13 protein-coding genes are annotated in these 13,252 nt (G+C 71.4%); 3 read left to right on the top strand and 10 right to left on the bottom strand.

Features of this window, described 5'->3' with window-relative positions; all coding sequences use genetic code 11:
* Window position 1 precedes the first annotated feature (1 nt).
* On the bottom strand, window positions 2-754 hold the full coding sequence (locus OHO27_RS39895; protein WP_328429803.1) for an ABC transporter ATP-binding protein: 753 nt from the start codon (window positions 752-754) through the stop codon (window positions 2-4).
* A gap of 16 nt (window positions 755-770) precedes the next feature.
* The gene (locus OHO27_RS39890; protein WP_328429802.1) at window positions 771-2,009 is read right to left on the bottom strand and encodes an ABC transporter substrate-binding protein; all 1,239 of its coding nucleotides are present in this window, start codon (window positions 2,007-2,009) and stop codon (window positions 771-773) included.
* A 149-nt stretch (window positions 2,010-2,158) separates the two neighbouring features.
* Between OHO27_RS39890 and OHO27_RS39885 the strand changes: the two genes are divergently transcribed.
* Together OHO27_RS39885 and OHO27_RS39880 are read left to right on the top strand one after the other, a co-directional pair.
* Window positions 2,159-4,120: an ABC transporter permease gene (locus OHO27_RS39885; protein WP_328429801.1), complete on the top strand. Its 1,962-nt coding sequence runs from the start codon at window positions 2,159-2,161 to the stop codon at window positions 4,118-4,120.
* A complete protein-coding gene (locus tag OHO27_RS39880) occupies window positions 4,108-4,857 on the top strand; it encodes an ABC transporter ATP-binding protein (RefSeq protein WP_328429800.1) in 750 nt (249 codons plus the stop codon). The genes OHO27_RS39885 and OHO27_RS39880 overlap by 13 nt, the downstream gene beginning before the upstream one ends.
* 72 nt (window positions 4,858-4,929) lie before the next feature.
* On the opposite strand, the gene OHO27_RS39875 is transcribed toward OHO27_RS39880, so the two are convergent.
* Genes OHO27_RS39875 through fabG form a run of 6 tightly spaced genes read right to left on the bottom strand, consistent with a single transcriptional unit; the run spans window position 4,930 to window position 10,408 of the window.
* Window positions 4,930-5,724, bottom strand: coding sequence for an SDR family NAD(P)-dependent oxidoreductase (locus OHO27_RS39875; RefSeq protein ID WP_328429799.1), 795 nt, complete (start codon window positions 5,722-5,724; stop codon window positions 4,930-4,932).
* Window positions 5,725-5,740: 16 nt separating this feature from the next.
* Window positions 5,741-6,949, bottom strand: a complete 1,209-nt coding sequence (locus OHO27_RS39870; RefSeq protein WP_328429798.1) for an acetyl-CoA acetyltransferase — start codon at window positions 6,947-6,949, stop codon at window positions 5,741-5,743.
* Entirely contained in the window at window positions 6,946-8,388 is a 1,443-nt protein-coding gene (locus OHO27_RS39865) for an OB-fold domain-containing protein (RefSeq protein ID WP_328429797.1), read from the bottom strand. Before OHO27_RS39865 ends, OHO27_RS39870 begins: the two co-directional genes overlap by 4 nt.
* On the bottom strand, window positions 8,388-8,738 hold the full coding sequence (locus tag OHO27_RS39860; protein WP_328429796.1) for a hypothetical protein: 351 nt from the start codon (window positions 8,736-8,738) through the stop codon (window positions 8,388-8,390). The genes OHO27_RS39865 and OHO27_RS39860 overlap by 1 nt, the downstream gene beginning before the upstream one ends.
* Window positions 8,684-9,619, bottom strand: coding sequence for an acetyl-CoA C-acyltransferase (locus OHO27_RS39855; protein WP_328429795.1), 936 nt, complete (start codon window positions 9,617-9,619; stop codon window positions 8,684-8,686). Before OHO27_RS39855 ends, OHO27_RS39860 begins: the two co-directional genes overlap by 55 nt.
* Window positions 9,620-9,661: 42 nt before the next feature.
* Window positions 9,662-10,408: a 3-oxoacyl-ACP reductase FabG gene (gene fabG / locus OHO27_RS39850; RefSeq protein WP_328429794.1), complete on the bottom strand. Its 747-nt coding sequence runs from the start codon at window positions 10,406-10,408 to the stop codon at window positions 9,662-9,664.
* Window positions 10,409-10,564: 156 nt separating this feature from the next.
* On the opposite strand from fabG, the gene OHO27_RS39845 reads away from it, so the two are divergent.
* On the top strand, window positions 10,565-11,791 hold the full coding sequence (locus OHO27_RS39845; protein WP_328429793.1) for an acyl-CoA dehydrogenase family protein: 1,227 nt from the start codon (window positions 10,565-10,567) through the stop codon (window positions 11,789-11,791).
* Here OHO27_RS39845 and OHO27_RS39840 read toward each other — a convergent pair.
* A complete protein-coding gene (locus tag OHO27_RS39840) occupies window positions 11,778-12,356 on the bottom strand; it encodes a DUF2889 domain-containing protein (protein ID WP_328429792.1) in 579 nt (192 codons plus the stop codon). The two genes, OHO27_RS39845 and OHO27_RS39840, sit on opposite strands and share 14 nt — an antisense overlap.
* On the bottom strand, window positions 12,353-13,195 hold the full coding sequence (locus tag OHO27_RS39835; protein WP_328429791.1) for an enoyl-CoA hydratase-related protein: 843 nt from the start codon (window positions 13,193-13,195) through the stop codon (window positions 12,353-12,355). The genes OHO27_RS39840 and OHO27_RS39835 overlap by 4 nt, the downstream gene beginning before the upstream one ends.
* Window positions 13,196-13,252 lie beyond the last annotated feature (57 nt).

Here is a 13,252-nt window from a genome sequence, read left to right as displayed (position 1 = left end):
CTCAATCGGTCACGTATGTCTTGGTTTCCTCAGTCGTCGTTTCTGTCGTCCCGGCAGGTCCCTTGTCCGCGAGGTACGACGACTCGATCGCGTCGAGGTTGCCGCGCAGTTCCTTCGGGGTGCCGGTCATCGTGATGCGGCCGCGGTGCAGGACGTACACGCGGTCGGCGATGTCCAGCACCTTGCGCACGTGCTGTTCGACCAGCAGGGCCCCCAGGCCGCGGTCGGCCGCTTCGCGTACGGCGTGCAGGAGACGGTCGACCACCAGCGGGGCGAGACCGAGGGACAGTTCGTCCGCGAGGAGCAGTTTGGGGGCGCGGCCCAGCGCGCGGGCCAGCGACAGCATCTGCTGCTCGCCGCCGGAGAGCATGCCTGCGCCGGTGTTCAGCCGCTTCTCCAGTTCGGGGAAGAGCTTCAGGGCCCGCTCCGTCGGAACCCGGCCGACCCGCAGGTTGTCCGCGGTGTCGAGCCGGGTGAAGACCGCCCGCTCACCGACGTAGGCGAGGCCCTGGCGGGCGCGGCGGTGCAGCGGGGCACGGTTGCTGTCACCCAGCCAGCGCACCTCCCCGCCCATCGGGGGGAGGTCGCCCGACAGGCCGCGCAGGGTCGTGGTCTTGCCCGCGCCGTTGGGTCCGAGGAGGGCGACGACCTCGCCGGGGCGGACCTGGAGGTCGAGGTCGCGGACGACGGGTCGGGTGCCGTATCCGGCAGACAGGGCGCGGGCCTCGATCAGGGGTGGTCCGGTGTCGTGCACGGACGTTCTCCTTCGGTCAGCCGGCCGGCGTCGCGGTGAGCACCTTGCGGACGTCGACGAAGGTCGAGCCCTCCTTGGCCCACTCGATCTTCCCGTCACGGATGGTGAGTTCGGTGGCGGTGGTGTTGTGGATGCGGTTCAGGCCCTCGATCGGCAGGGCGGCCGAGCCCTTCCAGGTCAGGGGCGGGGTCAGGCCGCCGGTGTCGATGCCCGAGGTGGTGTTCAGTTCCTCCACCAGGGCCTTGGACGAGATCGTCGGCAGCTTCTTGGCGGCCTCGGTGAAGACCGAGAAGGCCACCCACGTCGTCTCGTTCGCACCGTTGCTGGTGTCGATGCCCGTGCCGTCGGCCGCCTCGACGAAGTCCTTCCAGACAGAGTCGGAGGTCGGCGGGTAGTAGCCGGTGATGGTGGCGCCCTCCAGCGGGCTGCCGCTGCCACCGGTGGTCTCGGCCAGTTCCGGGGTGAGGTTGCCGACGACGCTGCCGACCTTCGTCCTGGCGCCGGACTGCACGTACGCCTTGACGAACAGGTCGGAGTGCGTGCCCAGGATGACGCTGACGCAGTCGCTGCCCTTGGTCGCGGTGGCGACCTGCGGGGCGAGGTCGGTGGCGGTGACCGGGACCTTGAGGTCCTTGGGTGCGGCGCCGCCGGCGGCGGTCACGCCGAGGGCGAGGAACCGCGCGACGGTCTCGGCCGCGGCGACGTCGTACCGTACGCCGGAGATCTTCTTGCAGCCCTCCTCCACGAGCTGCTGCCCGTGTGCCGCGAACACCGCGGGGGTGCCGCCGTTGACCGGGAACGACAGCGGGTTGGAGAACTCCGCCGCCGAGACGCCGGTCCCGCCGATGTAGGGGATGCCGGCCTTCTGCAGGATGGGCATGTAGCGGTCACCCGCGAGGCTGTACGACCCCACCACCGCGACGACCTTTTCGGCGACCGCCTGCTGGGCGCACTTCTCGGCCTCGTCGGGGTCGTTCTTCTCGTTGCAGGTGAGGACCTTCAGCGGGCCGCCCTTGATGCCGCCGTTGGCGTTGATCCACTTTTCGTAGACCTGGGCGCTCTCCCGTACTCCGGGCTGGGCGCTGCCCTGGGTGTCCTCTGGGTTCCAGACCATCACCTTGACCGGTGCGCCCTTGAGCGAGGTGCTCTCGGCCGAGCTTCCGGACGCCTCTCCCCCGCAACCGGCGGCAAGCAGGACTCCGGTCACCGCGAGGCAGCTCGCTGCGGCACTTCTGCGGCGGCGTGGGTCGTACATGGTTCCTCCGGGAGCTCGACGTCGAGATGGCGAACAGCATGGGGTGCGTTTTGGGGTTAGTGAAGTACTCTCGGCATAATTATTTAAATGAATGTGCTGTCTCGCACGCTCTCGCACCCCCTCCGTCCTCGCCTCCGGGAGGTCCCCCGATGGACGACGTCCTGCGTTTCGCACTGCTCGGTCTGGGGCTCGGTGCGCTCTACGCGCTCACCGCGCACGGCATCGTGCTGGTCTATCGCGGCTCCGGTGTCCTCAACCTCGCGCACGGCGCGATCGGGATGGCGGGGGCGTACGTGCAGTGGGAGCTCTCCGCCCGGCACGGCGTGCCGTACTGGCCCGCCGCCGCGTGCGGGGTCCTCGCCTCAGCGTTGTTGGGCGTGCTGACCCATCTGCTGGTGCTGCGGCCGCTGCGCCGGGCGTCCACACTGGCCAGGCTGGTCGGCACACTGGCGGTGTTCATCGTGCTCACCGCGGTCGCCGTCAAGCGCTATGGCGACAGCCTGCAGCTGGTGCCGAGCAAGCTGCCCACCCGGCTGCTGTCGATCGCCGGGGCGACGGTCTCCGAGGACCGTGTCTTGCTGCTCGGCATCGCGGTCGCCGTGACCGTGGTCCTGCACCTCCTCTACAAGCGCACCCTGTTCGGCCTGGGCACGACCGCGGTCGCCGAGAACGAGGGCGCCGCCGCCTCGCTGGGCTGGTCCCCGGACGTCATCGCCACCGGCAACTGGGCGCTGGGCTCGGCCCTCGCGGGGCTCACCGGCATCCTGATCGTGCCGGTCATCGGCCTGTCGGTGACCGGCTTGACCACGCTTTTGCTGAGCGCGCTGGCCGCCGCCCTGGTCGGCAGGTTCTCATCGTTCCCCGTCACCCTCGCGGGCGGTCTGGCCATCGGGATCGTGCAGTCGGAGCTGACCCGCTTCGGCTCCGACGTCACCGGCCTCGCCTCGTCGGTGCCCTTCCTCTTCATCGCCCTGGTGCTGGTCGCACGCGGCCGGGCGCTGCCGTTGCGCGGGACGTTCCTCGACCGGCTGCCCGCCCTCGGCACCGGTAAGGTGCGCCCCGTACCGCTGGCCGTGGCCGTCGTGGTCGGGCTGGGGCTGGTGAGCGTATCGACACCCCTGTGGGCCGACGCGATCACCAACACCCTGGTGCTGTCGCTGATCATCCTGTCCATCGTCGTCGTCACCGGTTACGCGGGACAGGTCTCCCTCGCGGCCTACGCCCTCGCCGGGACGGGCGCCTTCATCGCCGGGCACGCTGCGGCGGACTGGGGATGGCCCTTCGAACTCGCCCTGCTGGCGGGCGTGTTGGGCACAGTGCCGATCGGCCTGCTCTTCGCCCTCCCGGCGGTCCGCACCCGTGGCGTCAACCTCGCGATCATCACGCTAGGACTCGGCACCACCCTGGAGGCGATGGTCTTCCAGAACACCGCTCTGTCGACGACCCCGGGCAGCGACGGCATCGCCGTGGGGCATCGGACACTCTTCGGGATCAGCATCTCGGGGGTCGACCACCCGCAGCGGTACGCCGCCTTGGTGCTCGTGCTGTTCGTCGCCGCCGCTCTCGTGGTCGCCAACGTACGGCGCAGCCGGACCGGCCGCCGGCTCATCGCCGTACGCGCGAACGAGCGGGCCGCCGCCGCCCTCGGCATCGACGTCCGAGCGGCCAAGCTCTACGCCTTCGGCCTGTCCGCGGCCATCGCCGCGCTCGCCGGCGTGCTCACCGGGTTCCGCTCGACCTCGGTGGTCTTCACCGACTTCGCCTCCTTCGACTCCATCACCGCACTTGGGCTGGCGGTCATCGGCGGGGCCGGCTTCCTCGTCGGCCCCCTGTTCGGCGCGACGTTCGCCGCGGGCACGGTGGGGGCGCGGTTCGGGGACCTGGTGCTGCCCGGGCTGAGCGAGTGGATGCCGCTGATCGGCGGGGTCATCCTGGTGCTGACGCTGGTGGGGAACCAGGACGGGATCGGGAAGGAGGTCGGGAGGCAGGCGGCGGGGGTCCGGCGCAGGCTGTCGTCGAAGCGCGATCACCTGGCGGTCGTACGTACGGCGGAAGCCGCCACGCCGGACGTGCCCCGCGCCTCACCACTCCCCTGCACGTGCGGGACCTGACCGTCCGCTACGGCGGTGTCGTCGCCGTCGACGGGCTCTCGCTGGACGTCGAGCCGGGCCGGGTCGTGGGGCTCATCGGTCCCAACGGTGCCGGCAAGACCTCCGCCATCGACGCCGTCACCGGCTTCACCCGGGCCGCGTCGGGCGCTGTGCGGCTCGGCGACCGGGAGGTGACGCGCCTGTCGGTGCACCAGCGGGCCGCGGCCGGGCTGAGCCGCTCCTTCCAGTCGCTGGAGCTGTTCGAGGACATGACGGTCCTGGACAACCTGTACGCGGCCTGCGACCGGCCGGGACGGTGGGCCTGGCTCACGGATCTCGTCCGTCCCGGCAGTCGTCCGCTGCCGCCCCATGTGCTCGTCGCCGTACGGGAGTTCGGACTCCAGGACAGTCTGGACCGGCCGGTGGGCGACCTGTCGTACGGAGAGCGGCGGCTGCTGGCCATCGCCCGTGCGGTGACGGCCTCGCCGTCCGTGCTGCTCCTCGACGAACCGGCGGCGGGCCTGTCGGACGACGAGACACGGGAGTTGGCCCAGCTGGTGCGACGGCTCGCCGAGGACTGGGGCATGGGGGTGCTGCTGGTCGAGCATGACGTCGACATGGTCATGAGCGTCTGCGACCAGGTCGTCGTGCTGGACTTCGGGCACCGGATCTGCGCCGGCACACCGCAGGAGGTGCGCCGCGATCCGGCGGTGCGGGCGGCCTATCTGGGCGACCTGGAGCCCGAGGCACTGGCCTGAACGGGCTCGGAGGTCTCGGAAACGGCCGGGAGGCGCTTCCCGTTGAGGAAGCGCCTCCCGGCCGTCCTTGTCTCAGGCGTCCCGCAGATCCGCGACGTAGGGCTGATGGGACAGCAACCCGCCGTCCACGCGCAGGGTGTGTCCGGTGATGAAGGCGGACTCCTCGGAGGCGAGGAAGACCACCGCCGAGGCGACGTCCTCCGGCCGGCCCAGACGCGGGGTGAGGTGGTGACGCAGCATCGCCTCGCGGATCGCTCCGTGGGCGGAGCCGGAGCTGGCCGGCGTGACGATGAAGCCCGGGGCGATGGCGTTGCAGCGGATGCCCTGTTTGCCGTACTGGGTGGCGACGTACTGGGTGAGGTTGATCAGGGCGGCCTTGGAGGCGCCGTACGCCGGGTTGCGCAGGTCGCCCGCGAGGCCGGAGCCGGACGAGGTGTTGATGACCGAGCCGCCGCCACGGGCGATCATGTGCGGGACGGCGGCCTGGATGGCGACCATCGTCCCGCGCAGGTTGATCCGCATCGTGTCGTCCCAGACCGCCGGGTCGGCGTCCAAGACGGCGAGGTCCTGACGGGCGGCCAGATGGGTGGCCGCCGCGTTGTTGTGCAGGACGTCGAGTCCGCCGTACGTCTCGACGGCCGCGGCCACCATGGCCCGCACGCTGTCGATGTCGCCCAGGTCGACGGTGACGGCCGTGGCGGAGCCGTGGGCGGCGCGGATCTCCTCCGTCACCGCTCTGGCGCCGTCCGCGTTCAGGTCGGCGACGACCGTGTGCGCTCCCTCCGCGGCCAAGCGGCGGGCCGTGGCAGCGCCGATGCCGGAGGCGGCTCCGGTGACGACGGCGATCTTGTCGTCGAGTCGTCCCATGGCTGAACCCCCTCTCCTAGTGGGCGAGTTCACTGCCGACGACGGACACGAAGGAGACGCACTCGCCCGGCCCGCCGCCGAGGTTGTGGGTGAGGGCGAGGGAGCGCCCTTCGGCCAGTGTGGACACCGTCCGCTCGGGCGGTGCCTCACCCCTCAGCTGCAGCCAGGCCTCGAACATCATGCGAAGGCCCGAGGCCCCGATGGGGTGGCCGAAGGCCTTCAGTCCGCCGTCCGGATTGACCGGCAGCGAGCCGTCCAGATCGAACGATCCGCCGGCGACGTCCTTCCAGGCCTGCCCGCGTCCGGAGAAGCCGAGGTCCTCCATCAGCACCAGCTCCGTGGGCGTGAAGCAGTCGTGGACCTCGGCCAGCGCGAGTTCGGCACGTGGGTCGGTGATGCCCGCCTGGCGGTAGGCCTCCTCGGCGGAGGCGACGACCTCGGGGAAGGTGGTGAAGTCGTACTCCGGGTCGAGGAGCCCGTCCGCCGGGCCGGCGACGAACGACAGCGCCTTCACGAAGATCGGCCTGTCGGTGTACTGGTAGGCGTCCTCGGCGCGTACGACGATCGCGGCGGCCGAGCCGTCGGAGACTCCGGAGCAGTCGAACACGCCGAGCATGCCCGCGATGACCGGCGCCGACCGGATGCGCTCCAGCGGCACCTCCTTGCGGAACTGGGCGCGGGGGTTGCGGGCTCCGTTGACGTGGTTCTTCCAGGCGATGCGGGTGATGACGTCCTTCATCTCCTCGTCGGAGAGCCCGTACTTGGCGGCGTAGGCGGGGGCGAGGAGGGAGAAGTTGGCCGGTGCGGTGATCTCGCCGCGGCTGTCGTCGCCGGCGCCCGGAATGGCGGTGCCGGACAGCCCGGACATGCCGGAGTCCTTGAGCTTCTCCACGCCGACCGCCATGGCCACGTCGTATGCCCCGGACGCGACGGCGTAGCAGGCGTTGCGCAGGGCCTCGGAGCCGGTCGCGCACATGTTCTCGACGCGGGTGACCGGCTTGTTGGGGAGGTGGAGCGTCCGGCTCAGGGCCAGTCCGGACACGCCGGAGGCCTGGGTGCCGAACCAGAACGCGTCGATGTCGTCGATCGTGATGCCGGCCGAGGTGACCGCGTCGCCCACGGCGTCCACGAGCAGATCGTCGGCCGAGCGGGTCCAGTGTTCGCCGAAGGGCGTGCAGCCCATGCCGACGATCGCCACCCGGTCCCGGATTCCGTGCGAGCTCATCCGTGTGTCTCCTCGGTCTCGCCGCCCGCGCGCACGGGCCGGGCCTTCCAGAAGTAGTTGTGGACGCCGGCGGCCGTGACGGTCCGCCGGAACGTCATCTCGATCCGGGCCCCGATGGCGGCGTCGGCCTCGGTCGCGTCGGTCAGCTGGCAGCGGAACCGGCCGCCGCCGTCGTAGTCGACGACCACGACGAGCATCGGCGGGCTCGGCGTGAGGGCCAGCCGGTCGACGGTGAACGTGGCGACCGTACCGAGTACGTGCTCCATCGGTTCGTCAGCCATGGCGTCCACGCTCCGGCAGGACGTGCACACCCGGTCCGGCGGCAGATGCCGGGTGCCGCACTTCTCGCAGCGGGAGGCGACGAAGCCGTACTTCCAGGCGGTGCGGCGATGGGCGGGCGGCGCGTAGGGCGGCTCGGGGTCCGGTCGCCGGGGTGGTTCGCGGTCGAGCATGCCGCGCCAGGAGAGGTACGTGGCGTACGGCATCGGTGCACTGCCCGCGGCGATCTGCGCGGCGACCGGGCGGGCGCTGCGGTGGGCGGGGAGCGCGTCGGTGGTGCGCAGCAGGAGGGCTCCGGCGCCGTCGCCGAGTACGACGAGCGCGATGGTCTCGCCGGGTGCGGCGCGGTCGAGGACGTCGGCGAGCAGCAGGCCCGGCTGTGCGGTGCCGGCGTTTCCGATGGCCGCGGTGAGGTCGGGGGTGACCGCCTCCGGTCGGGTGCCCGCCGCCCTACGTACCGCCGCGCATGCGCGCGTGTGCAGGCCGGAGACGACGAGGTGGTCGATGGCCTCGCGCTTGAGCCCCGCCTGGTCGAGGGCGGCGCTGAGCGCCTTGTCCGCGAGGGATACGTAGATCTCCTCGGCGAAACGCTCCTCCCAGACGCGGGAGGCGGAGGCGCCGGGCAGGCGCCAGCGTTCGAGGATCTCGTCGCTGACGGTGTCGTGGGCGAGCAGTTCCGCGAGGACGGGGGCTCCGTTGCGGTGGCCGCCGAAGACGAACGCCGCCGCGCCGTCGCCGCCCGCGATCTCGTCGGTGCCGCCGGGCAGCCCGGTGCGCAGGTCCGACAGGACGGCCAGGGTCGGCACCGCGGAGCGGGCGGCTGTGACCAGAGCGCCGAGTCCGGAGCGTACGGAGCCGGCCATGTCGAGGGCGAGTACGTGCTCGTCGAGGCGGAGCGCGGCGTGGACGGCGGTCGCGTTGGTCTTGTCGAGGTAGGCGGGTGCGGCGGTGGCGAGGAAGAGCTGTCCGACGCGGGGGCGCAGGCAGTCGCGGGCCAGGGCCGTCCGGGCCGCCTCGACGGCCATGGACGTGGTGTCCTCGTCGTATCCCGCGACCGCCCTCGTCCCCTTGCCCGCCGGAGTTCCGAGCGTCGCGGCGACATCGGCCCGCGCGAGGCGGTGATACGGCACGTGGGCGCCGTACGCGATCAGTCCTGGCATCAGCGGCCTCCAAGAGCGTCGTTGCCGGTTCGTTCGAAGATGGCTGCCAGGCCCTGGCCGCCGCCGAGGCACATGGTCTCCAGGCCGTAGCGGGCCTGGCGGCGATCCAGTTCGCGCAGCAGGGTGGCGAGGATGCGGCCGCCGGTCGCGCCGACGGGGTGGCCGAGCGAGATGCCGGAACCGTTGACGTTGAACCGCTCGAAGTCGGCCTCCGTCAGGGCCCATTCGCGGGTGCAGGCCAGCACCTGGGCGGCGAAGGCCTCGTTCAGCTCGATCAGGTCCATGTCGGCGAGCTTCAGCCCGGCCCTCTCCAGGGCCCTGGCCGTGGCGGGTACGGGCCCGATGCCCATCGTCTCGGGCGGTACCCCGACCACGGCCCAGGAGACCAGGCGGCCCAGGGGCGCAGTCCGAGTTCGGCGGCGCGTTCGGGGTGGGTGACGATGCACAGGGCGGCGCCGTCGTTCTGGCCGCTGGCGTTCCCGGCGGTGACGGTGGCCTGAGGGTCCTGGCGGCCCAGCACCGGGCGCAGCTGGGCGAGTTTCTCCGACGAGGAGTCGGGGCGCGGGTGTTCGTCCGTGCCGACGACCGTCTCGCCCTTCCGCGTCCGTACGGTGACGGGAACGATCTCGTCGGCGAACCGGCCTTCCCGCTGTGCGGCCACGGCCCTCTCGTGGGAGCGCAGGGCGAGTCGGTCCTGCTCCTCGCGTGGGATGCCGTACGTGCGTCGCAGGTTCTCGGCGGTCTCCAGCATGCCCCCGGTGACCGGGTGGTTGACGCCGCCGGAGGTGACCCGGCCGCGTGCCAGCCGGTCGTGCAGCGTGGTGCCCGCGCCGCGCACGCCCCAGCGGACGTCGGTGGTGTAGAACTCGGCCTGGCTCATCGACTCGACGCCACCGGCGAGGACAAGGTCGCTCGCGCCGGTCTGCACCTGCATCGCCGCGGTGATGATCGCCTGGAGCCCGGAGCCGCAGCGGCGGTCGATCTGGAGTCCGGGCACCTCGACGGGCAGTCTGGCATCCAGGGCGGCGACGCGGCCGATGGCCGGGGCCTCGCCGTTGGGGTAGCACTGGCCGAGGAGCACGTCGTCGACGGCGGTCGGCGGGACGCCGGTGCGGTCCAGGACGGCTCGTACGACGGTCGCCGCGAGCTGAGCCGCGGTGACGTCACGGAAGACTCCGCCGTAGCCGCCGACCGGGGTCCGTATCGGTTCGCAGATCACCGCGTCGCGCATCCGTCGTGCCTTTCGTCAGCGGGTGCAGGGTGTGCAGGGAGCTCACATGTACCGGCCACCGGTCACCTCGACCACGGCTCCGGTGATGTAGCTCGCCATGTCGCAGGCCAGGAAGAGCACGACCTGGGCGACCTCGGCGGGTTCGCCCGCGCGGCCCAGCGGGATCTCGGCGAGCTTCGCGTCCCAGGCGGCCGGGGGCATGGCCTCGGTCATGGTGGTGCGGATCAGGCCGGGCTGTACGGCGTTGACGCGGATGCCCGCCTTGGCGAGCTCTTTGGCGGAGGCCTTGGTGAGGCCGACGAGGCCGGCCTTGGCTGCGCTGTAGTTCGTCTGGCCGAAGTTGCCGACCTTGCCGGCGATGGAGGAGATGTTGACGATGCTGCCGCCCTGGCCGTGCGCCCGCATCGACTCGGCGGCGTACCGCGTTCCGTTCCAGGCGCCGGTGAGGTGGACGTCGACGACGGCACGGAAGTCGGCGGCGGGCATCTTGCGCAGGGTCGCGTCCCGGGTGATACCGGCGTTGTTGACCATGACGCCGACCGGGCCGAACGTCTCGGAGCAGTGGGCGACGAGGGCGGCGACCTCGTGCTCGTCGGTGACGTCGCAGCGCAGCGCGGTGGCGGCGACGCCGTTCTCGGCGAGGCGTGCGGCGGCCTCTGCCGCGGCCTCCTCGTTGATGTCGCCGAGGACGATCCGTGCGCCCGCGTCGCCGAGGACGCCGGCGATCTCGTAGCCGATGCCCTGTGCGCCGCCGGTGATCACCGCGTTCCGGCCGTCCAGCAGTCCCATGTCAGCCCGTCCCGACTCGACGCTATTCCAGTTAAATAGATAACCTATTATGCTGAAACAATCAATACAGCGATCGGTCGCGAGACGTGCGGCCGGACGAGCGGTGCGGGCGGTCCGGACACCTCGGGTGCCTGGCCGGAGGAGGAGCGAGCACAGGTGGATATCAGCTATCCCCCGGAGACCGAGACGTTCCGCGCCGAGGTCGGGGCCTTCCTCGCCGAGAGCCTGCCGCCGGACTGGAAGGGCATCGGCGCCCTGGACGAGGACGCGGCATGGGCCTTCGCCCGGGACTGGCGCCGACGACTCGTCGAGCGCGGTTATCTGTCCCTCACCTGGCCCGAGCCGTACGGCGGCCGCGGTCTGTCCAAGCTGCACCAGGTCGTCCTCATGGAGGAACTCGCCCTGGCCGGCGTGCCGTTCGGGCTGCCGCAGGACACCTTCGGCGTGAAGATGCTGGCGCACACGCTGCTGCGGTGGGGCACGCAGGAGCAGAAGAGCCGCTTCCTCCCCCGCATCCTCAGCGGCGAGGACACCTGGTGCCAGGGGTACTCGGAGCCGGATGCGGGTTCGGACCTCGCCTCACTGACCACACGAGCCGTACTGGACGGTGACGAGTGGGTGCTCGACGGCCAGAAGGTGTGGACGTCCGGAGCCCATCACAGCGACTGGATCTTCGTCCTGGCCCGCACGAACCGGGACGCGTCGAAGCACCGCGGCATCTCCTTCCTCCTGGTCCCGCTCGACCAGCCCGGCGTCGAGGTAAGGCCGTTCCGCATGATGAGCGGGCAACTGCACTTCAACGAGGTCTTCTTCGACGGCGCCCGCACCCGCGCCGACCTCGTCGTCGGCGGCGTCGACAACGGCTGGACCGTCGCCCAGAGCCTGCTGGGCGTCGAACGCGGGGAGGAGGCGGCGACCAACCCGATCCTGTTCCGGGCGGAGGTGGAGCGGCTGGTGGAGCTGGCGCGCCAGTACGGCAAGGACCAGGACCCGGTCATCCGGCAGCGGATCGCCTGGTGCTGGTCCAAGGTCGAGATCATGCGCTGCCTCGGCTACCGGATTCTCACCGGCTGGCTGAAAGGCGCCCAGCCGGGCCCCGAGTCCTCGATCGCCAAGCTGTACTGGAGCGAGTACCACACCGAGGTCACCGATCTGGCGATGGACATCATGGGCATGCACGCCCAGGTACCGGCCGGCCGGCCACCGCTGCGCACCTACCGGACGGACGATCCCGGCGCCGCGAACTCCTCGGCGTCCTGGTCGACGACGTATCTGATCGCCCGCTCGGGCACGATCTACGCGGGCACCTCACAGGTGCAGCGGAACATCCTCGCGGAGAAGGTGCTGGGGCTGCCGCGAGAGCCGCGCCTCACGACCCCGTAGGCCGCTCGAAGGTCCTCAGCTCCGGGACCGGGCGCGGTCCGGTCCCGGGGCGCCAGCCCAGGTCGAGTTTGCGCAGGCCCACGCCGTCCGGCGCCCAGATGTGGCAGCTGTTCAGCACTCCGGCCGTGGCGCGCGGGCCGTTGGAGGGCTCGCCCGCGGCACGGCGCCGCGCGTTGGCCGACATGGCCGCCTGCACCACCGCCGGGCCGAGTACCCGGGTCAGCTCGTGGAGGTGGGAGCAGCCCGCAACGCCCCGGAAGCGCTCCTGGATCGCCCGGTTGTACCCGGCGGCCACGCCGAGCCCGACGAGCCCGTCGAAGACCGGGTTGATCAGAGGGCACTCGGCGTGCGGAAAGGTCCGCATCTCGGCGTCGGCGGCCGTGATCACCATGTCGGCGAGGCGGATCCGCACCGTCAGCACCATCCGGTGCACAGCCCCGCCCGGCGGCTCCTCCCAGGGGCGCTCGTCGCACAAGTCCGCCTCGACGGAGATCTCACCGGCCGCCGCCTCATACGCGGTGACGGTGATCGTGCGGCGGTGCAACGGGACTTCGGAAGGCGTCATGACGCCGGCCCCGGCACCGTGCCCGCGGCCGTTTCCGGTGCCCTCTCCCCCAGGCCGTCGAACTCCGGCTGCCGGCGCTCGAGGAAACTCAGAACGCCCTCCCGGTAGTCCGGGGCCTGCTTGGCCACGGCCAGGAGCGCGGCCGCGCCGGCGCTGCTCTCGGTGAAGGTCCTCGCTTGGTCGTCGGCCAACTGGTGCTTGATGAGTGACATGGCGTACGGGCTGGCCGAGCGGGCCAGCTCGGTGGCGTAGGCGAGGGCCGCCGGGAGGAGTTCGTCGGGCTCGGCGAGGCGGTTGACCAGGCCCATCGCCAAGGCCTCCGCCCCGGTGACACGGCGCGAGGACAGCAGCAGATCGGTGGCGTTGCCGTAGCCGACCAGCCGGGGCAGGATCCAGGACACTCCGTCCTCGGCCACCAGCCCGCGCGCGCTGAACGCGGCGGCGAACTTGGCGTGCGGCACGGCGAAGCGGACGTCGCACATCAGGGCCTGGTTGAAGCCGATGCCCGCGCAGGCGCCGTTGACGGCCGCCACGACCGGCTTCGGGAAGGTCATGGGGCGGGTGCGCGGGGGCAGCTGACCGGTGGGCCACGGACGGGCGCCGGACGACGCCCCGTCCAGCACGCTCATGTCCATCCCCGGGCAGAAGCTGCGCCCGGCGCCGGTGAGAACCACCGTCCGGACCCGTGGATCCGCCTCCGCCCGGTCGAACAGCTCGTTGTAGAGCAGCTCCATCTCCAGCGTCCAGGCGTTGTGCCGCTCGGGCCGGTTGAGGGTGAGGAGCATGACCCCGTCGTCGGTGAGTTCGGTGAGGATCACCGGGGCCGGATTCTCGGTCATCGAGGTCACTCCCACGGGCGCCAGGGGCCGGACACTGGATTGCCTTATAGCTAGATG

This window comes from Streptomyces sp. NBC_00443 (assembly GCF_036014175.1).
GTDB lineage: Bacteria > Actinomycetota > Actinomycetes > Streptomycetales > Streptomycetaceae > Streptomyces.
Note: the sequence above shows the minus strand (reverse complement) of the source record. Positions and strands in the feature narration are given on the sequence as shown.